Source organism: Actinoplanes sp. G11-F43 (assembly GCF_050589265.1).
Lineage (GTDB): Bacteria > Actinomycetota > Actinomycetes > Mycobacteriales > Micromonosporaceae > Actinoplanes.
In genome coordinates this window covers 1-17,078 of sequence record NZ_JBNZCE010000012.1, presented here as the reverse complement: position 1 = coordinate 17,078, position 17,078 = coordinate 1, and the positions used below count along the sequence as shown (strand labels likewise).

Below are 17,078 nucleotides of genomic sequence, written 5' to 3'. Positions count from 1 at the left end.
CCCTCGTCGTTTGATACCAATAGCCGATGCCCTACCGGATCACCGTCGACGACCTCACCGGCCCCGACATCGCCGCCCTCCTGCAGGAACACGTCGACGAGATGCGCCGCATCAGCCCACCCGAGAGCAAACACGCCCTCGACCTGGACGGCCTGCGCCACCCCGACATCACCCTCTGGACCCTGCACGACGGCGACACCCTCCTCGGCTGCGGCGCCCTCAAACAACTCACCCCCACCACCGCCGAGATCAAGTCGATGCGCACCGCCACCGCCGCCCAGCGCCGCGGCGTGGCCTCCACCCTGCTCACCCACCTGATCACCGAGGCCCGCAGCCGCGGCTACACCACCCTCTACCTGGAAACCGGCACCGACCCGTTCTTCCAGCCCGCCCGCACCCTGTACGAACGCTTCGGCTTCACCCGCTGCGAACCCTTCGCCGACTACCGCCCCGACCCCAACAGCACCCACCTCAGCCGTACGTTGTGACCAGGCCGATCCGGTCGTACGGCGGGCCGCTCATCCTCCCGCCACCGGCCGCCGCCCCTCTCCGGCACGGCTGGTCGCACGACCCCGGCGGCCACGACGAGGAGAACACCGACTACTGGCGCGTCAGCGAACCGGTCCCGGACTACGCCGAACCCGTAGACGTCAGCGGGGCCCTCGTGCCGGCGCGCCCGCCCGGCAGAAGCCGCGGGAGGCGGCGTGGGACTGGCCCGGGCCCGCTGTTCGACATTCTTCCGGGAGCCAGCCCCCAAACCCCGGGCAGTGACGGCGCGGCTGGGCCGGTACCGTCCGCGGCATGCCCCTATCCAACATGCGGAAGACGGTGCGCCCGGCCCTGGCCGCCGCACTTCTCGGCTTGATCGCATTCCTGCCGGCCACACCGGCCGCCGCCGCGGGAACGCAGATCATCTACATGAACGCGTCCGGATCGGACTCAGCCGCCGGCGACTCCCCAGCGACCGCGGTGAAGACACTGGAACGCGTCGAGCAGATCGTCGCGGCAGGACCAGCTGACCAGGATGTCGAGGTACGGATCCATTCCGGCACCTACACCGCTGCGCAGACGATCTGGCAGACCTAACCGGCCAGGGCACACGATCTCGTTCATGCCGGACGACTACCAGATCGGTGGGGGCGCCGACTCGATCGCCGCACGGCCGGTATTCCAGAATGCGCACGCCAGCGACTCCGGCCGGTACATCCCCGGATACTGGTTCTACGCCTGCGCGGGCGGTTCACTCAACTCCGGTGGCACTTCCGCCCTGCGCTTCTACTACCTGAAGGTGCAGCACTACTCGAGCGGAGGCATCTCACTCGACGGATCGGCCGGGGCCTGCGGCGGCGGATACAACCCGTCCTCCGGCCCGGGGCAGCCGTCAGCGCGTGGCCTGGACGGCAACACCGTTTTCGGCATGGTCTTCGATTCCCTGGGCAACAGATACACCGGCGGCCTCTGCGGCGACACGGACTGGCCACGATGCGGGTACGGCGGGGTCGTACTCACCGAGTCGTCGGACAACAGGATCGCCAACAACCACTTCGTGAACCTGCGCAACAAAGAGCACAGCTACATCCACGCGGTCTACATCACGCACAAGAGCTCGCACAACAGATTCACCGGCAACAACGTCACCGGGGTCAGCAGCGATCCGGTGAAGGTCCGGGACGGGAGCAACTTCAACACCTTCGATGCCAACGTGTTCGGAGCCAACGGCTTCCTTCGGTCCTCGACGCCACCCGGCGTGCACTATCTGGAGGAAGTCAACGAGAACGCGAACGAATGCTCCTCGTACCACAACCGGTTCACGGACAACGACCTCGGCATATACCTGACCGGGAGTAGCACCAACCTGCCGGCCTGGTACCTCAGCCCGGCCGGTGCGACCTGGGCCGGCGCCGCCGGCTGCCCGCCTCTGCCGACCGGCGAGACCCGGCTGACCACCGCCAACAACACCTACCGCTGACAGCTGGGTTACCGGCCACACCACGCCAGGCCGACCTCGCCCGCCGTGGTGTGGCCGGTAACCCAGCTGTCAGCCCGGACACCGCCGGCACCGTCGGTATCCCCGCCCAGCCACGCGTCACCGGCAGACCCCTGGACCAGGCGAACGCCTGACCGCCGAAGCACTCGCCTACGCGATGGGCAGCCCGACCGCCGGCCCTCCTTCACCTCCCGCCGATACGCCGGGTCGTCGACGAGGGTGAGCACACCGGCGGGCAGCACACCCCGGCCGTACCGGCAAGCGGAACGGCGTCTCGGCCGACAGCCGGTGACCTTCGCGCGGAACCCTGAATTCTTTTTGTATTTGTCGGCGAAGCCGGCCTTTAAAAGGCTTTTGAAAGGTGCGGCTTGCCGCACTACCTCTAGAGTTTCCTAGGACACTAGTTCAATGTCTCTTCGGGGTGGCGCGACGAGACTGGCGGCCCTCGGAGGCCACCCGGCTGCCTACCGTGAGCGGATGGGAAAACCACTGAATGCCCTGGTCACCGCGGTGGTCGTGGCCGGGTTGGGCACCGCCTCGCCCGCGCGGGCCGCGGAGACGACCGTGTTCGGGGTGATCGCGTCCACCCAGGGGCGGCCGCCGGACACCTTCGCCGAGCATGTGCGGCTCCATGAACGACACCGGGCGAGCTACGGCGGGCCGATCGGGATCCGGATCTTCAGTGCGGGGCGTCTCCCCCTGCCGGCCGACAACGACCGGGCCGGGCGGCTGCTGGCCTGGGCCGCGCGGGAGCATCCGGACGAGATCGTCACCGTGTCGCACAAGATCAGTGACGAGGGGCGGCTGCGGGCGCTGCTGGACTGGGCGGACAGCCGCAAGCTGCGGATCGCCGTCATCTACCGGCACGAGGCCCAGGCCGATCCGGTACGCCCGGACGACTACCGGGCCGTGTACCGCGCGTACCGGAAAGTCATCCGCGACCATCCCGCCCACGCCCGGGTCACGCTGGAGAAGAACCTGATGTGGTTCTTCCAGCGCTACCGCTCCGGCCCGGACACCGACTGGCGCCGTTACGTGGAACGCGACGACCCGGCCGACCTGCTCTCCTGGGACGTCTACGCGTTTCCCGGCATGCCGACCGCGCAGGGCCGTTACGCGACCCCGGACGAATTCTTCCGGTACGCCCGGGACGCCTGGACCGAATACCGGCTCCGGTGGGCGATCGGTGAGATCGGCACGATCGTGCAGGACGGCGACGGCACCGGTGTGGAACGCGACTGGGATCCGGACGGCAGCCGGTTCACCGCCTGGGTCCGCGAGATCACTTCGGCGGCCCGCGATCCGGAGAAGATCGGGCCGTCGTACGCCGGAATGCCGCCGGCCCGGTTCGTCAAGTGGTGGGGCGCGCTGGACGCCCAGGACCGGGATCTGAGCCTGGAGCAGGTCCCGGCCGCCGCCGCCTTCTACCGGGGTCTGGTCGGCAACCGTTCGACCGCGTCGGCCAGTTCCCCGACCGGCAGCCGGCCGTCGAGTTCCACGTCGGCGCCGGCCCGCAGCAGCGGCTCCACCCCGGCCAGGTAGCCGGCGATCTCGGCGCGCTGCTCGCCGGTCCTGCCGTACGGGTTGTCCGGCCGTCGCCGCACCCGGTCGAGCAGGACGTCGAGTGGCGCGCTGAGCAGCACCACCTGATCGAACCGGCGGTAGAAGCTCCCCTGGTTCTCCACGGTCCCGGCGACGGCGAGGTCCCCGGGCGTGGTGTCGAGCAGTGCGGTCAGCCGGGTCTCATCCCAGGTGCCGTCGGGCCGGGTCCATCCGTCATAGTCGGTGTCCACCGCTGTCCAACCGCGTGTGGCCAGTTCCCGCAGCAGTGTCGACTTCCCGGTTCCTGACATTCCGGTCACGAGCACTCGTGTCAAACCCCGCACACCCCCTAAAGCATCCTAGGATCATAGGTGTAAGTCGCGATGCCGATAGGCGACGGTACCCACCATGGTGAGAACGATGGCGACACCGGTCATCACCGCCGCGGCCGGCCAGGCGACATCGCTGAGCGGTACCGGCGCCAGGTGCGCGAACGGGCTCATCTCCCGGACCCACGGCGGGGCGCCGGTGCCGTCGGCGAGGACCTGGAGCAGGAAACCGCCGGTGCCGGGCAGCGTCCCGGCGAGGCCGGTCAGGCGGGGCGCGGCACCGAGGGCCAGGATGGCGGCGCCAAGGCTGAGCGCGACGACCGGCAGCGTGTTGACGGCCCCGGCCAGCGCGTCGGACAGGGCCGGCCCGCCACCGGACACGACGGCCCCGGCCCAGAAGGCCAGGGCCGCGACGCCGAGCAGCAACAGCGCGCCGGCGCCGGTCACGGCGGTCTCCGCGCCGAGCAGCCGGGTCCGCGACACCGGCTGGGCGGCCGGCCCGGTCAGATGCCGGTCGGTCTCCGCCGCGGCGAACGCGCCCATCCGGACCGCGGTGAACGCCCCGGCTGGCAAGGCGAGCAGGGCGAACAGGGTGGCGGCGAACCCTGGCACCGTGTCCATGCCGGTGAATCCGGCCGGTGCGGCCGCGCCGGCGAAGGCCGGGTTACCGGTCAAAAACGCGGTGAGTCCGATGAGCAGGAAGTAGGCGCCGATCCCGGCCGACCATGCCGGCACCGGGCCGATCGCCCGGCGCACCGCGAACGCGGCACCGGTGGTCGGCGCCCGGGTGGGCGGGATCTGCGCGGTCAGCGCGGCGACCGCGATCGCGGACAGGCCGGCGACGGCGATCCCGGTGCCGTGCACCAGCGCGCCCGCCGGGCCGGGATCGGCGGACCACAGCGCCACCACCACCGCCACCCCGCTGACCAGGGGGACGGCGGCCACCACGGCCAGATGCCGGATCAGCATCTCCCGTGGGGCGGCCCGGCCGGCCAGCAGCAGGTCCCAGCGGCCGGCGTCCTCCTCGCCGCGCAGCACGGACTCGTCCATCGACGGAAGCCCTTCCGGTCGCAGCGGATCATGACCGCCGACCAGACCTCCCGGCACACCTGTCGCTCACCGTATTCCCGGCGCCGACGCCGGGAGGTGTCAGCGGCGCGACGGGTCCTGGTAGACGTCCGGCACCCCGTCGGCGTCGGCGTCGCGGCTCTCGTCGGCGTGCAGCCGCCGGTAGTGGCGGTTGCGGATCCGCAGCACCACGGCCGCCAGAAGCGCGGAGAGCAGCGAGCCGGCCAGGATGCCGATCCGGGCGTGCCCGTCGGACTCGCTGCCGGAGCCGAACGCCAGCTCGCCGATCAGCAGCGAGACGGTGAAACCGATGCCGGCCAGCAGGGACAGGCCGAGCACGTCCCACCAGCGCAGCTGGTCGCCCAGCGACGAGCGGGTGAACCGCTGGACCAGCCAGGTCACGCCGAGCACCCCGAGTGGCTTGCCCAGCAGCAGCCCGGCGATGATGCCGATGGTCACCGGGTCACGCAGCGACGCGCCGAGGCCGCCCGCGCCGGCCACCGACACCCCGGCGGCGAAGAACGCGAACACCGGCACCGCAAGCCCGGCCGAGATCGGCCGCCACCGGTGCTCGAAGTGCTCGGCCAGGCCCGGGCCGGACCCTTCGGCGCGGCGCACCACCGGGACGAGGAAGCCGAGCAGCACACCGGCGACGGTGGCGTGCACACCGGAGGCGTGCACCAGCGCCCAGGCGGTGGCCGCGAGCGGCAGCAGCAGCCACCACGACCGGACCCGCCGCTGCACCAGGAACCCGAACGCCGCCAGCGGGATCAGCGCGGCCAGCAGCGGCAGCGGCTGCAGCGAACCGGTGTAGAACACCGCGATGATCATGATGGCGAGCAGGTCGTCGACGACCGCGAGAGTGAGCAGGAAGGTGCGCAGCGCGGCCGGCAGGTGGGTGCCCACCACCGCGAGCACGGCCAGGGCGAACGCGATGTCGGTGGCGGTCGGCACCGCCCAGCCGGACAGCACCCCACCGGCGGCGGTCGCGTTGACCGTGGTGTAGATGATCGCGGGCACCGCCATGCCGCCGACCGCCGCCGCGATCGGCAGCGCCGCCCGGCGCGGGTCCCGCAGGTCACCGGCGACGAACTCGCGTTTGAGTTCCAGCCCGGCGACGAAGAAGAAGATCGCCAGCAGACCGTCCGCCGCCCATTTGGCGAGGCTGAGATCCAGGTGCAGCGCGTGCGGGCCGATGGTGAACTCGCTCAGCTCCCGGTAGGACGCCGCCCAGGGAGAGTTGGCCCAGATCAGGGCCAGGACGGCCGCACCGAGCAGCAGCGCCCCGCCGACCGTCTCGGCACGCAGGATGTCGGCGATGCGGCGGGCCTCGGGCCAGGTGCCCCGGCCGAACAGATGACGGGCAGGGCGGGGTGGCACACCGGACATGGAACTCCTTCAGGAAGGCACGACGAAGACACCGCCGACCAGCCTTCCCGGCACACCTCGACCCAACCTACCGGCACCGGCGCCCTCGCGCAGCGGTAAAGATCACCCCTACCCTGCATCCGGGCTTCCGGACGCCTCGTTCGACGCGGTGGTGGCGATGAGCTGTCTGTTACACGTACCCGATAGGGATGGTCCTGGCGTCGCTGCGCGACGGCGGCCTCTTCCTCCCCGGGGTGTACGGCGGGCCGGGAGAGCGCCGGGGGCCCATCGCGGGCGGCCGCGGTTCTTCTCCTGGCGCACCGACGACCGGCTGCTCACCTCCGCGCCTCCCGTGGCCGAGGTCCGGTTCGTGTGCCGCGTAACGGCTCGANTCGAGCCGTTACGCGGCACACGAACCGGACGTCAGAACGGGGCCAGGGTGGCCCGGATCGTCTCCGCGGCGCCCCAGTCGTCGTCGAACTGGGCCACCACCGCCAGATGCTGGCGCAGCTGGATGATCGGCATCCGGGAGCGCCAGCCGTCGTCCAGGCCGGTCAGCTCGGCGTAGACGTCGAAGAACCGGCGGGCCTCCGGCGGCGGCGCGGTGGTCCACAGGTGGGCGAGGTCGACTTCCGCCCAGGTGTACGACACCGCCGGATCGATCAGCGCCGCCTGCCCATCCTCGGTGGACAGAACGTTCTGTCGCCAGAGATCACCATGCGTCAGACACGCCGGCCGCTCCGGCAACAGCTCGGGCAACCGGGCACACAACCGCTCCAGCGCCGCCCGGCCCTCAACCCCCAGCGCCGCGGCCACCCGGGGCTCGGACAGCCACCGCAGCAACCGGTGCTCGGCGAAGAAGGCGAACCCGTCGCCGGCCCAGGTGTTGACCTGCCGTCGCTGGCCCAGCCAATTGTCCCGGTGCCAGCCGAACCGGGGATGCACGGTGCTGGTGTGCAGGTGGGCGAGCGCCACCGCGAACCGCTCCCAGAACGCCTCACCGGCGGGCCGGGGCCGGAGCAGGGTGAGGACGAGCAGTTCCCGATCGGCCACCAGCACGTCGGGGGTCGCCGGTCCCCCGGCCGCGCGCAGTGCCGCCAGCCCCTCCGCCTCGACGGCGAACACGTCGTCGCCCGGCGGGTCGGCGAAGGTCTTCACGAACACCGGCGGCCCGTGCTCGCGGTGGGCGATCCCGGCGTCGGCGGCGAGTCCGCCGGTCACCGGTTCGACGGTGGTCACGTCGCGGAACCCGGCCCGCGACAGCCGCTCCAGCACGGTCATGCCAGGGCTTTCGTGACGCGTACGGCAGTCTGCTCCGGGGTCAGGTCCGTGGTGTCGACGACCTCGGCCGCGGCGTGCAGCCAGGTGCGGGACGCCTCCGCGTAGGGTTCCGGATACCGCAGTCGGAACGGTGACGGCACCGGGTGCTCCCCCGCGATCCGGGCCAGCAGGGTGTCCCGGCCGGCGTGCAGGACGAAGTGGCGGACCGGGATGCCGTGCCCGGCCAGACCGTCGCTGATCTCCCGCCAGTACGGCTCGACCAGGACCGTCATCGGGACCACCAGGGTGCCGCCGGTGTAGTCGAGGACCCGGCGCGCGGTGTCCACCACCAGCGGGCGCCACGGCGGCCAGTGCTGGAAGTTGTCTGTTTCAGGCAGTCCCGGGGTGATGTCCATCAGGGTCTCGCCGACCTTCTCCGCGTCGAACACCCGCGAATCCGGGAGCAGCCGCTGAACGAGCCGGCCGGCCGTCGTCTTGCCCACACCGTGGGTGCCGTTGAGCCACACGATCATCGTTCGGATGCTAGTGTCCGTGCACGCCGTCGAGCCGGGAGGAGGTCAGATCATGTCCGATGTTCTGCGCCCCGCCCGCGTTCCGGCGTCCACGCGGTCCTGATCCGGGGCGTCCGCGTCTCCCGGAGGACTCCCATGACCTCTCTGGTCATCCGCCCGCTCGTCGCGGGTGAGGAAGAACTGTTCGATTCGATGCCCGACCCGCTGCCCCAGCTGCGGCAGGTCGGTTATGCCGACGGGCTGGCCGGTGGCGGCTACCGGCCGGAGCACACCTGGATCGCCGTGCGGGACGGCCGGGTGGTGGGCCGGGCCGCGTGGTTGCAGCCGCCGGGGGCGTCCGGTGCGCCGTGGCTGGAGCGGTTCGATCTGGACGCCGAACCGGAGGTGGGCGCGGCTCTGCTGAACCGGGCCCATGAGGCGTTCGGTGGGCCGTTGCGGTATCTGGCGGCGGTTCCGGCGTACTGGCGGCGCAGCCCGGAGGTGGCCGCGGTGGTGCGCGCGCCGATGGCGGCGGCCCGGCTCGCCGGGCTGGTGGAGGGGGTAGAGCGGCTGCGGTTCTCGTGGACCGGCGCTCCCCGGCCCGAGCCGTCCGGGCGCTACCGGTTCCGCGCCCCGCACGACGCCGCCGAGATCCGGGCCGTCGTCGCCCGGGTCGAGCGGCCGCAGGTGCTGACCGGTGCGGAGATCGCCGCCACGGTCGGCGGGGTGGATCTGGCCACCGACCCGCTGGGCTGGGTGCGTGGGCCGCTCGACGCGTGGCGGGTGGCGGTACGCGACGGGCAGCCGGCCGGGCTGGCCGCGACGGCCGGGGACGTCTGCTATCCGATGATCCCGTACGCCGGTGTCCTCGACGGCGCCGTGCTCGGTGAACTGCTGGCCGAGACCGCCGGGATGCTCGCCGCCGCCGGGGCCCGTGAGGTGCTCGCCGACGCGGACGCGCACCTCACGGCGGTGGTGGCCGAACTGGAGCGCACCGGGTTCCGGCGGATCCGGTCCCGGGTGGTGTTCGAGCCGCCCGGCGTACCGCACGCGTAGGTGAGTATCGTCCCGGTCCCGGCGCCCTACGCCGCCCGGACCGGGACACGGCCGCCGCGGGCCCGGCGCCACAGCCGGGTGGCCCAGCCGGTGGCGGTCAGCCACAGGATCCGGAGCAGGCCGGCGCCGGTCAGGACGGTCTCGCCGGCGACCGCGGCCACCCGGTCCATCACCAGGCGGGCGCGGGCGTAGTCGTCGGCGTCGTCGCGCAGCTCCCACAACCGTTCGGCCTGCTCCCAGGCCAGCGCCCGGGTGGTGTAGACCAGGATCCGCTGGCTCCAGTCGTCCAGGTCGCCGACGCACCTGTCGATCTGCATCTGCCAGGCGGTGGCGAACCGGCGGCGCAGCGGCGGGATCTGCTGGTAGAAGATCTGGTTCACGATCAGGTAGTCGGGGTGCTGCGGGCCGTCGCCGGGGTGGCCGAGGCGCTGCCAGGTGGCGATCAGGGCGAGCGCCAGATCGTGGTTGATGTGCGCGTTGACGCCGAGGACCGCCGCTTCCAGCTTGGTGACCTCGCCGTCGTGGGCGCGCCGGAACAGCACCTCCCACGCGTCCGGGGTGTCGGGGCCGGTGCCCCAGGAGGCGAGTGCGGTGAAGTACAGCCGGGCGAACTCGACGTCGAGCACCTCGAGGAAGACCGGGTCGGTGACCTGCGGGCCGAGCAGGTGGGCCTGGACCTGCTCGGTGATGGTCAGGTAGAGCGAGTTGAACGCGGCCACCCGGTTGGCACTGGGGCTGGGCGGCAGCGCGTCGAGGATGGTCTGCAGCAGTTTGAGCCGGGCCACCACCCCGGCGATGTCCTCCGGCGGCTCCAGCAGCGCGGCGTCCATCTCGATCTGTGACGGCGCCCATCCGCGCGGCCCACCGGCGGCCCCGGTGAGCTGCCGGCGGCAGTCCCGCAACTGTTCGGCGCTGGCTTCGGCGCGCCCCCGGTCGAACTCCACCACGATGACCCCCCACGTCCGTGAAAGTGAAGGATTCATCGTCCGGTCTGGAATCATTCCAGCTTGTCGGAGATCAGCGCCGGAACAGTCGGATCGGCGACCCGGGCTCTCAGATCTCGTCGGCCCAGTCGACGATGAGCTGGAACATCGGGGTGCGGCCGGCGAACATCGACGTCCAGTCGCGGGTGTCGTAGCCGGTGCCGGCCGGGCGGGTGGCGGCCATCGCCAGCATCCGGGGCGCCAGCCAGAAGTATTTGGCGGCGCCGGTCACGTGGATCGCCTGGGTGATCTCCGCCGGGGAGGCCACCTCGGACATGCCGCGCGCGTATCCGTCGGTCACCGCCGCCAGCACCGGCTCCAGCAGGGTCACGTCGGCGAGGCCGTCCCAGAACGTGTCCAGGGCCAGGTTGGCGGCGTCCTCCCCGATGGCGCCGGGCCCGGTGAACGCCCAGTCGAACAGCACCGGGCCGCGTCCGGAACCGATCAGGTTCATCGGCCACACGTCGTGGTGGCACAGGGTGCGCGGCAGGGCGTCGGCGGCGTCCAGGATCTCGTGCCGCCGGTCCCACAGCCGCCGCATCCCGGCCCGCAGCCGGTCCGGCCAGGCCGCCAGCGCGGCCGGATGCGCCCAGTCCACGTCGTCGGGGACGGGCTGGCCGAGCGAGTAGTCGCGGAGGAAGTTCCGGGCCAGCCAGGCGGCCGGCCGCGGGTTCGCGGCCCATCCGGACTGACCGGCCCCGATGGCGTACGCGAAAGCACCGAGCTGTTCCGGCCCGAACGAGGTGCCGGCCGTACCGGGAACGTCCTCAAGGATCATCGTCACCGAACCGTCCGGATTGTCGGTCAGCTCCAGCAGCGCCGGGGCGAGCACGCCGCCGGCCGCGTACGCGCTCGCGGCCAGCCCGGACGAGTAGGCCAGTGGCTCGCGCCGCCAGTAGTTGAAGTGCCCCGGATCGTCGCTGGCGGCCAGATGCGGGGCCGCGCCCGCCCGCCGCGGCGTGACGATCTTGCGGATGGCGGTGCCGTCGCCCCACCCGATCCGCCACACCCCGCCGGTGACCTCATTGGACGTGTTGTGTGTCAGCTGCTCCCCCATCCGGGGCATTCTGCCGGACCGCCACCACGTTGACGGCCACCACCACGACGATGCCGATCCATTCGTGCAGGGCCAGCACCTGCCCGAGGAGGATCAGCCCGGCCAGGGCCGCGAACACCGGGTGCACGCTCATCACCACCCCGAAGTAGCGGGCCGGCACCCGGCGCAGTGCGATCAGGTCGGCGGCGTACGGGATGACCGAACTGAGGACCCCGGCGCCGACCGCGTACAGCAAGGCGGTCGTGGTCATCCGTCCCTGCGCCAGCAGGGCGATCATCACCGGCGCGGCCAGCAGCGCGGACACCGTGGTCGCCGCGGCGGGCGCCTGCAGGCCGGGCAGCCGGGCGCCGAGCAGGCGGTTGAGCAGGATGTACGCCGCCCAGCAGCAGGCCGCCAGCAGCCCGCAGCCGATCCCGGCCCAGTCGCTGCTGCCGGACGGCAGGACCAGCACGTACACACCCACCCCGGCGCCGATCGCGCACAGCAGGTCACGGCGTCCGCGGGAGCCGGCCAGCGCCACCGCGAGCGGCCCGAGGAACTCCAGGGTGACCGCCAGGCCGAGGCCGATCCGGTCGACGGCGGTGTACAGCGACAGGTTCATCACGGCGAACACCAGCCCGAGCAGCAGTGTCGGCCACCACTGCGCCCAGGTGAACCGGCGCGGGTCGGGCCGCGCCACCGGCAGCAGCACCGCGGCCGCCACGAACTGCCGGACCGCCACCACCCCGGCCGGGCCGATCGTGTCGAAGGCGTGCGCGCCGACCGCCGCCCCGGTCTGGTTGCTGGCCGCGCTCCCGGCCATGATCGCCAGCCCGCCGGCCGGCGACGACAGCCGCGCCGTCACCCTGGTATCCACCGTCATGCCCCGAAGTCTGCGTCTCCGGACGGCGTGCGGGGAAATACGCGGGCCGGGGCATCTATACGCTCAGCGCATGGATCTGGAGTTGCGGCACCTGCGGGCGCTGGTCGCCGTCGTGGACGCGGGCACGTTCACCGACGCCGCCGCCGATCTGGGCGTGTCGCAGGCCTCGGTGTCCCGGTCGGTGGCCGCGCTGGAGAGCGCGGTGGGCGTACGGCTGCTGCATCGGACCACCCGGCACGTGGCGCTGACCGCGACCGGCCGCCAGGTCCTCGCCGGCGCCCGCCGCGTCCTGGACGAGGTCACCCATCTGCGGCGGATCGCCGAGAAGCAGAAGAGCGAGTTGCGATTGGGGTACGCGTGGGCGGCGCTCGGTAAACACACCCGCCGGGTGCAGCGCGCGTGGGCGGCCGGGCACCCCGGGATCCCGCTGGTGTTCGTGCACACCAACACGCCGAGCGCGGGCCTGAGCGACGCGACCGCCGACGTGGCGGTGGTACGCCGGGCCCTGGACGATCCGCGGTTCGCCTCGGCGCTGATCGGCACCGAGGCCCGCTGCGCCGCGGTGTCCACCGACAATCCGCTGGCCCGCCGCCGGACCGTGCGGGTGTCGGATCTGTCCCGCTATCCGGTGGCGATCGACGCCCGCACCGGCACCACCACCCTGGACCTGTGGCATCCGGACCCGCCCCCGGCGACGATCCGCGCCACCCACGGCGTCGACGAGTGGCTCACCCTGATCGCCGCGAACCAGGCCGTCGGCATCACCTCGGAGGCCACCGCCAACCAGAACCCGCGTCCCGGGGTCGCCTACCGCACGCTGCGCCACGTCCCGCGCATCGACGTGCACCTGGCCTGGTGGCGTGACGATCCCCCGGCGCATTTGGACGATCTGCTCCGGTTGAGCCGCACCGCGTACGGCGTCCTAGGAAGTCAGTCCGATTCCTCCATGAAGGGGGCCTGACAGGTCTCCTCGACGAACTCCTCCAGCACGGGCAGCAGCACCTCCCCGTCGGCGAGGACCGCCTGGACGACGAGCCGCGGAATCGGTGCCGGCTCCCTGCTTCGTGTGCCGACTTGCGGCTCGATTCGAGCCGCAAGTCGGCACACGAAGNGTCGCCACACGAAGTGGCCGCTACCGGAGGTGGACCGGATGCCAGGTGCGGCCGTCGCCGGAGAGGTACGGGCCGGTCGCCGCGTTCATCAGGTACGGATCACCCGCCTGCACCGGCGCCGGGTCGCCCGGAAGGCCGGGCAGCCGCACCGGGGCATAACGGCCGGTGCCCCGGGCGGCCAGCAGACCGGTGACGTGTGCGCCGTCGGCGGTGACGAACCCGGGCAACCCCGGCGCCCCGGTGAGAGTGTCCCCGGCCCGCCAGGTCCTCCCGCCGTCGGCGGTGTGGTGCGCCTCGACCCGATCGTCGGCGCCGGCGATCAGGGCGTACGCCGTCCCGCCCGGCCCGGCGGCCACCCACGGCGTGGACTGCGGGGCGGCGGTGAACACCGTGGTCCGCCAGGTCCGGCCGGCGTCGGTGCTGGCCGCCACCGCGGGCATGCCGGTGCCCGGGTCCAGCCCCGGCACCCACAGGTGACCGCCGGGCGGCGCGTTCACCCCATGACTCCACCACGCCCCGGCGGTGATGCCGGTGGGCTGGGCGGCCAGCGGCTCGAACCGGCCGGTCACCGGGTCGATCGCGCCGACCGTACAGGTGAGGAGCCGCATCATCGCGCAGTCCACCGGCCGACCGCCGTCCGGGATCCGGTCCGCCGGGCGGGTGTCGATCACCGGCCGGCTCCACGTGCGGCCGCCGTCGCGGGTGATCCACGGCGGATCCCCCGGCGCGCCGGCTTCCGCCTCGGCGATGGTCACGGTCCGCAGTTCCCGCCAGGCGACCAGGCCGGGGGCGAGAGCGACCACGATTGCGGTACGCGGGATGCCGGCCCCGGCCTCGGCGGGTGGGGTGGCGCGCCGCTGCCACGACCGGCCGCCGTCGGAGGACACGTGCAGCTCGGTGCCGCAGTCCCGGCAGGGCTGGAGAACCCCGTACATCTCAGTCCCGGTGCCGGTCACCGCGATCGTCCGCGGCCAGGCCGGCGGCTCCTGGCTGGCGGCCGGGAGGGTGCCGGGCAGCCCCCGGTCGTGCGGTGCCCCCTGGACGGCATAGCCGATGCCGGTCGCCGTCAGCACGGTCACCAGGAACGCGGCCGCCGACGAGACCACCCGGCGGCGCCGGACCCGCCCGGCGCGCTGCCGGACCGTACCGAAATCGGGTTGGCGCACCGCGTCGCCGACACCGGACCGCAGGCCGTCGAAATCGAGTTCACGCATGCCGGGCCCTCTCGACCAGGGGACTGGTTTCGTCGTCGGACAGGAAACGGGCCAGCGCGGCCCGGCCCCGGGCCAGCCGGGCTTTGACCGTGCCGGCCGGCACGTTCAGGGTGGCGGCGACCTCGGCCACCGACAGGTCGGCGAGCGAGATGGTGCAGCACCACCGCCTCCCGGGTGGGCGGGGCCAGCCGCCGTAACGCGGTGAACAGCGCGACCCGGTCACCGGACAGGCCGGGCACCGCCGCCGCGGTGGCCTCCACCCGCCCGGAACGGACCAGCCGGTCGAACAGCCATCGCCGCCGGTAGCGGGTGCGTGCCACGTTCAGGGCGGCCACCCGCAGCCACCGTTCGACGTCGTCGGCGTGCAGGAACGATCGCGGCGAGGCCAGCACCCGGGCGAACGCCTCGTGCACGGCGTCCTCGGCCTCGGCGATGTCACCGACGAGACCGGCGATCTGGGTCACCAGCCGCCGGTAGTACGCCTCGTACGCCTGCCGCACCGCGTCCTCGGCATCCACATCGCCCTCCCCGTCATCGGCGCTCCCGTCGGTGCGTCTTCCCGGAAAGGACCAACAGCCCGGTCACCCGGTTGCACCCCGTTTCCAGAAGTTCGGGTTCGGCGATCAGGTTCACCGTCCGACGAGCGCCTCGGTGAACATGTCGAGGTAGCTGTCGTGGGCCAGTTGCAGGTGCGGCAGCTCGGATGCGCCGAACCACCGGATGTCGTCGTGTTCGTCGGGCGCCGCGTTGGCCGGAACCCCGGTCCAGGCGTCCACCAGCCAGATCCACATCTCGAAGGTGTCGGCGCTGATCTCCCGCATCGGCGGCCCGGACGGTAGCGGCACGGTGATGCCCAGTTCCTCGCGCAGTTCGCGGACCAGCGCGGCGCGCGGGCTCTCGGTGTCCTCGACGTGGCCGCCGGGCAGGTCCCACACGTCCGGGTACCAACGGCGGCCGGCGGATCGGTGGCACAGAAGGATCCGGTTGCCGTCGCGAACCAGAGCCGCCACGACGCGGGCTCGGTCCCGGGAGTTGTCCGCGGAGATCGTCATGACTGCATGATGGTCCACTCCCGATCCGGCGGGCGCCCGGGAATCGGGTGCGACTGCTCAGGAGTTCGGGTCGCGGACGTCGCGGCCATGTTCGGCGAAGGCTTTGAAGTCGTGCATGTGCTGCAGTGACTGCTTGCGGAAGGTGCCCGGCATCAGCAGCCCGACCAGGCGCATCATCAGGCCGTCGAAGCGGAACTCGTTCTCGCTCACCCAGCGTGTCGACGCCGGGCCGGAGGCGGTCAGCCGCTCCCGGGCCGCGTTCCACATGCCCGCCCCGGCGAGTTCCCGCTCGTAGTACATGACGTCCCCGGCCAGCTCCCGGCGGGTGACGGTCTCGGTGGCCTCCATCCGCTGCCCGCCGGAGCTCAGCACGACCCGGGAGACAGTTCCCTCCTGCCCGTGTACGCCGGACACCGGCTCGTGCGACACCAGCCCGCGCAGCCAGTGCGGCAGGTACGCCGGATCGGCCAGCAGTTCGACCACCCGGTCCCGGGGCAGGTCGATCTCGATCGCGACGGTGTACTTCATGGTGATGCCTCCGGTCCGGGCGCGGTGTAGTGCACCGAGCTGGTGATCTGGTGGAACCCGCACCGGAGCAGGATAGGCGCGCTGGCCGGCGACGCGTCGACGTGCAACAACCGGAACCCACGGGCGACGGCCTCCCGGGCCCGCTCGGCGATCATGGCCCGGTAGAGCCCTCGCCCCCGCCATCGCGGCAGCGTCGCCCCACCGAGCAGCGCGGCGAACTCGGTACCCACGCAGTACTCGACGATGGCGGTGCAGGCGAACCGCCCACCGGCTCCCGCGCCCCCCGCCACCTCAGCGACCTCCGCGGCCCCCGCGACTCCCGCGATCTCAGCCACCTCAGCCACCTCAGCCACCCCCGCGACTCCCGCGACCCCCGCGACCTCAGCCACCTCAGCCACCTCAGCCACCTCAGCCACCAGGATGGTGATCTGGCCCGGATCCGCCGTCACGCGGGAGGCGAGGTCGGCGGCCACCCAGGAGCAGTCCACCCCGTGCACCTCGGTCTGCTGGTCGGCGAACCTGCGCATATCCCCGGCCCCGACGATCCGGCGCAGCACGACACCATCGGGCAGGACCGGTTCAGCGGCCACCCGCTCGGCGAACCCGACCAGCACGGCCGACGGCTCCCCCGGCACGAACCCGGCGGCGACCAGCCGTTCCGGAATGTCGGCGGGCAGATCGTGCGGCCGGTGTTTCCACTCGACGGCCTCACCCCGGTCCCGGAAGTAGTCCCGCTGCCGGACGATCAGCCGATCCAGCTCCGCACCGCCGACACCGACGTCACGCGGCGGCCGGATCCGCCCCATGTGCCCACCGACGATCCGCAGCACCGGCCCGTCGAACTCGTAGCTCACCCCATCCGGAACGGCACCTGTCGGCATCCGCATCTGTGCGTCGTACGCGGCCAGCAGCCCAGCGACATCGACCATCACCACATGATGCCTCGACCACCCCGGATGCTCGCGACTTCCGGCCCTCTAGCGGATCACGATCGCCAGGCGGAGGCGAGGGTCTCTCAGATTCCGCTCACGCCGCGCACAAACCATCCCGGAGCAACTCCAGGGCCTCTGCAAGATAGAGGTATGACCGGATGATCGGTTTTGGTGTAGTCACGCCGGTATCGGGCGGTACGTAGAAGAGCGCGGCCT

Annotated in this window: 19 protein-coding genes and 1 pseudogene; 6 read left to right on the top strand and 14 right to left on the bottom strand. The window is 72.2% G+C overall.

The window, feature by feature from the left end; translation table 11 throughout:
* The first annotated feature begins 26 nt into the window (after positions 1-26).
* The 4 genes from ACQ0O7_RS12935 to ACQ0O7_RS12920 all read left to right on the top strand — a co-directional run bounded on the left by ACQ0O7_RS12935 (position 27) and on the right by ACQ0O7_RS12920 (position 3,529).
* Positions 27-488 carry a GNAT family N-acetyltransferase gene (locus ACQ0O7_RS12935; RefSeq protein ID WP_430782264.1) on the top strand — a complete coding sequence of 154 codons (462 nt, stop codon included), beginning with the start codon at positions 27-29 and terminating at the stop codon, positions 486-488.
* A gap of 313 nt (positions 489-801) precedes the next feature.
* On the top strand, positions 802-1,086 hold the full coding sequence (locus ACQ0O7_RS12930) for a hypothetical protein (RefSeq protein WP_430782263.1): 285 nt from the start codon (positions 802-804) through the stop codon (positions 1,084-1,086).
* 25 nt (positions 1,087-1,111) lie between these two features.
* The gene (locus ACQ0O7_RS12925) at positions 1,112-1,969 is read left to right on the top strand and encodes a hypothetical protein (RefSeq protein ID WP_430782262.1); all 858 of its coding nucleotides are present in this window, start codon (positions 1,112-1,114) and stop codon (positions 1,967-1,969) included.
* Between the two features lie 495 nt (positions 1,970-2,464).
* The gene (locus tag ACQ0O7_RS12920; RefSeq protein WP_430782261.1) at positions 2,465-3,529 is read left to right on the top strand and encodes a hypothetical protein; all 1,065 of its coding nucleotides are present in this window, start codon (positions 2,465-2,467) and stop codon (positions 3,527-3,529) included.
* On the opposite strand, the gene ACQ0O7_RS12915 is transcribed toward ACQ0O7_RS12920, so the two are convergent.
* From ACQ0O7_RS12915 to ACQ0O7_RS12895, 5 genes are all read right to left on the bottom strand, one after another.
* The gene (locus ACQ0O7_RS12915) at positions 3,412-3,849 is read right to left on the bottom strand and encodes an AAA family ATPase (RefSeq protein ID WP_430782260.1); all 438 of its coding nucleotides are present in this window, start codon (positions 3,847-3,849) and stop codon (positions 3,412-3,414) included. The two genes, ACQ0O7_RS12920 and ACQ0O7_RS12915, sit on opposite strands and share 118 nt — an antisense overlap.
* A gap of 45 nt (positions 3,850-3,894) precedes the next feature.
* Positions 3,895-4,908 (bottom strand): hypothetical protein, encoded by a 1,014-nt coding sequence (locus tag ACQ0O7_RS12910; RefSeq protein ID WP_430782259.1) that lies wholly within the window; start codon positions 4,906-4,908, stop codon positions 3,895-3,897.
* Positions 4,909-5,007: 99 nt separating this feature from the next.
* A complete protein-coding gene (nhaA, locus tag ACQ0O7_RS12905) occupies positions 5,008-6,315 on the bottom strand; it encodes a Na+/H+ antiporter NhaA (protein WP_430782258.1) in 1,308 nt (435 codons plus the stop codon).
* A gap of 402 nt (positions 6,316-6,717) precedes the next feature.
* Complete coding sequence (locus ACQ0O7_RS12900) at positions 6,718-7,575, bottom strand: fructosamine kinase family protein (protein WP_430782257.1); 858 nt, start codon at positions 7,573-7,575, stop codon at positions 6,718-6,720.
* Positions 7,572-8,087, bottom strand: a complete 516-nt coding sequence (locus ACQ0O7_RS12895; RefSeq protein WP_430782256.1) for an ATP-binding protein — start codon at positions 8,085-8,087, stop codon at positions 7,572-7,574. The genes ACQ0O7_RS12900 and ACQ0O7_RS12895 overlap by 4 nt, the downstream gene beginning before the upstream one ends.
* Positions 8,088-8,222: 135 nt before the next feature.
* Between ACQ0O7_RS12895 and ACQ0O7_RS12890 the strand changes: the two genes are divergently transcribed.
* Entirely contained in the window at positions 8,223-9,122 is a 900-nt protein-coding gene (locus tag ACQ0O7_RS12890; RefSeq protein ID WP_430782255.1) for an acetyltransferase, read from the top strand.
* Between the two features lie 26 nt (positions 9,123-9,148).
* On the opposite strand, the gene ACQ0O7_RS12885 is transcribed toward ACQ0O7_RS12890, so the two are convergent.
* The 3 genes from ACQ0O7_RS12885 to ACQ0O7_RS12875 all read right to left on the bottom strand — a co-directional run bounded on the left by ACQ0O7_RS12885 (position 9,149) and on the right by ACQ0O7_RS12875 (position 12,024).
* The gene (locus tag ACQ0O7_RS12885) at positions 9,149-10,069 is read right to left on the bottom strand and encodes a DUF5995 family protein (protein WP_430782254.1); all 921 of its coding nucleotides are present in this window, start codon (positions 10,067-10,069) and stop codon (positions 9,149-9,151) included.
* A 106-nt stretch (positions 10,070-10,175) separates the two neighbouring features.
* Positions 10,176-11,162 (bottom strand): phosphotransferase, encoded by a 987-nt coding sequence (locus ACQ0O7_RS12880; RefSeq protein WP_430782253.1) that lies wholly within the window; start codon positions 11,160-11,162, stop codon positions 10,176-10,178.
* A complete protein-coding gene (locus ACQ0O7_RS12875; RefSeq protein WP_430782252.1) occupies positions 11,128-12,024 on the bottom strand; it encodes an EamA family transporter in 897 nt (298 codons plus the stop codon). The genes ACQ0O7_RS12880 and ACQ0O7_RS12875 overlap by 35 nt, the downstream gene beginning before the upstream one ends.
* Positions 12,025-12,094: 70 nt before the next feature.
* Here ACQ0O7_RS12875 and ACQ0O7_RS12870 point away from each other — a divergent pair, with 70 nt between their 5' ends.
* A complete protein-coding gene (locus tag ACQ0O7_RS12870) occupies positions 12,095-12,985 on the top strand; it encodes a LysR family transcriptional regulator (RefSeq protein ID WP_430782251.1) in 891 nt (296 codons plus the stop codon).
* Positions 12,986-13,156: 171 nt separating this feature from the next.
* Here the strand turns inward: ACQ0O7_RS12870 and ACQ0O7_RS12865 are convergent, their stop codons facing one another.
* The 6 genes and pseudogenes from ACQ0O7_RS12865 to ACQ0O7_RS12840 all read right to left on the bottom strand — a co-directional run bounded on the left by ACQ0O7_RS12865 (position 13,157) and on the right by ACQ0O7_RS12840 (position 16,859).
* Positions 13,157-14,350 (bottom strand): hypothetical protein, encoded by a 1,194-nt coding sequence (locus tag ACQ0O7_RS12865; protein WP_430782250.1) that lies wholly within the window; start codon positions 14,348-14,350, stop codon positions 13,157-13,159.
* Positions 14,343-14,453 carry a hypothetical protein gene (locus ACQ0O7_RS12860; RefSeq protein ID WP_430782527.1) on the bottom strand — a complete coding sequence of 37 codons (111 nt, stop codon included), beginning with the start codon at positions 14,451-14,453 and terminating at the stop codon, positions 14,343-14,345. The genes ACQ0O7_RS12865 and ACQ0O7_RS12860 overlap by 8 nt, the downstream gene beginning before the upstream one ends.
* Before the next feature lie 247 nt (positions 14,454-14,700).
* A pseudogene (locus tag ACQ0O7_RS12855) lies at positions 14,701-14,814 on the bottom strand (hypothetical protein); the annotation flags it as partial.
* Between the two features lie 165 nt (positions 14,815-14,979).
* A complete protein-coding gene (locus ACQ0O7_RS12850; protein ID WP_430782249.1) occupies positions 14,980-15,402 on the bottom strand; it encodes an NUDIX domain-containing protein in 423 nt (140 codons plus the stop codon).
* Between the two features lie 57 nt (positions 15,403-15,459).
* Positions 15,460-15,930 (bottom strand): SRPBCC family protein, encoded by a 471-nt coding sequence (locus tag ACQ0O7_RS12845; protein WP_430782248.1) that lies wholly within the window; start codon positions 15,928-15,930, stop codon positions 15,460-15,462.
* Positions 15,927-16,859, bottom strand: coding sequence for a GNAT family N-acetyltransferase (locus ACQ0O7_RS12840; protein WP_430782247.1), 933 nt, complete (start codon positions 16,857-16,859; stop codon positions 15,927-15,929). Before ACQ0O7_RS12840 ends, ACQ0O7_RS12845 begins: the two co-directional genes overlap by 4 nt.
* Positions 16,860-17,078: the final 219 nt, after the last annotated feature.

Excerpts from the sequence above, each read along its gene's own strand:
- ACQ0O7_RS12935 (WP_430782264.1), top strand. The coding sequence starts at position 27 with ATGCCCTACCGGATCACCGTCGACGACCTCACCGGCCCCGACATCGCC.
- ACQ0O7_RS12930 (WP_430782263.1), top strand. The coding sequence starts at position 802 with ATGCCCCTATCCAACATGCGGAAGACGGTGCGCCCGGCCCTGGCCGCC.
- ACQ0O7_RS12925 (WP_430782262.1), top strand. The coding sequence starts at position 1,112 with ATGCCGGACGACTACCAGATCGGTGGGGGCGCCGACTCGATCGCCGCA.
- ACQ0O7_RS12920 (WP_430782261.1), top strand. The coding sequence starts at position 2,465 with ATGGGAAAACCACTGAATGCCCTGGTCACCGCGGTGGTCGTGGCCGGG.
- ACQ0O7_RS12910 (WP_430782259.1), bottom strand. The coding sequence starts at position 4,908 with ATGGACGAGTCCGTGCTGCGCGGCGAGGAGGACGCCGGCCGCTGGGAC.
- nhaA (WP_430782258.1), bottom strand. The coding sequence starts at position 6,315 with ATGTCCGGTGTGCCACCCCGCCCTGCCCGTCATCTGTTCGGCCGGGGC.
- ACQ0O7_RS12900 (WP_430782257.1), bottom strand. The coding sequence starts at position 7,575 with ATGACCGTGCTGGAGCGGCTGTCGCGGGCCGGGTTCCGCGACGTGACC.
- ACQ0O7_RS12895 (WP_430782256.1), bottom strand. The coding sequence starts at position 8,087 with ATGATCGTGTGGCTCAACGGCACCCACGGTGTGGGCAAGACGACGGCC.
- ACQ0O7_RS12890 (WP_430782255.1), top strand. The coding sequence starts at position 8,223 with ATGACCTCTCTGGTCATCCGCCCGCTCGTCGCGGGTGAGGAAGAACTG.
- ACQ0O7_RS12880 (WP_430782253.1), bottom strand. The coding sequence starts at position 11,162 with ATGGGGGAGCAGCTGACACACAACACGTCCAATGAGGTCACCGGCGGG.
- ACQ0O7_RS12875 (WP_430782252.1), bottom strand. The coding sequence starts at position 12,024 with ATGACGGTGGATACCAGGGTGACGGCGCGGCTGTCGTCGCCGGCCGGC.
- ACQ0O7_RS12870 (WP_430782251.1), top strand. The coding sequence starts at position 12,095 with ATGGATCTGGAGTTGCGGCACCTGCGGGCGCTGGTCGCCGTCGTGGAC.
- ACQ0O7_RS12865 (WP_430782250.1), bottom strand. The coding sequence starts at position 14,350 with ATGCGTGAACTCGATTTCGACGGCCTGCGGTCCGGTGTCGGCGACGCG.
- ACQ0O7_RS12850 (WP_430782249.1), bottom strand. The coding sequence starts at position 15,402 with ATGACGATCTCCGCGGACAACTCCCGGGACCGAGCCCGCGTCGTGGCG.
- ACQ0O7_RS12845 (WP_430782248.1), bottom strand. The coding sequence starts at position 15,930 with ATGAAGTACACCGTCGCGATCGAGATCGACCTGCCCCGGGACCGGGTG.
- ACQ0O7_RS12840 (WP_430782247.1), bottom strand. The coding sequence starts at position 16,859 with ATGGTCGATGTCGCTGGGCTGCTGGCCGCGTACGACGCACAGATGCGG.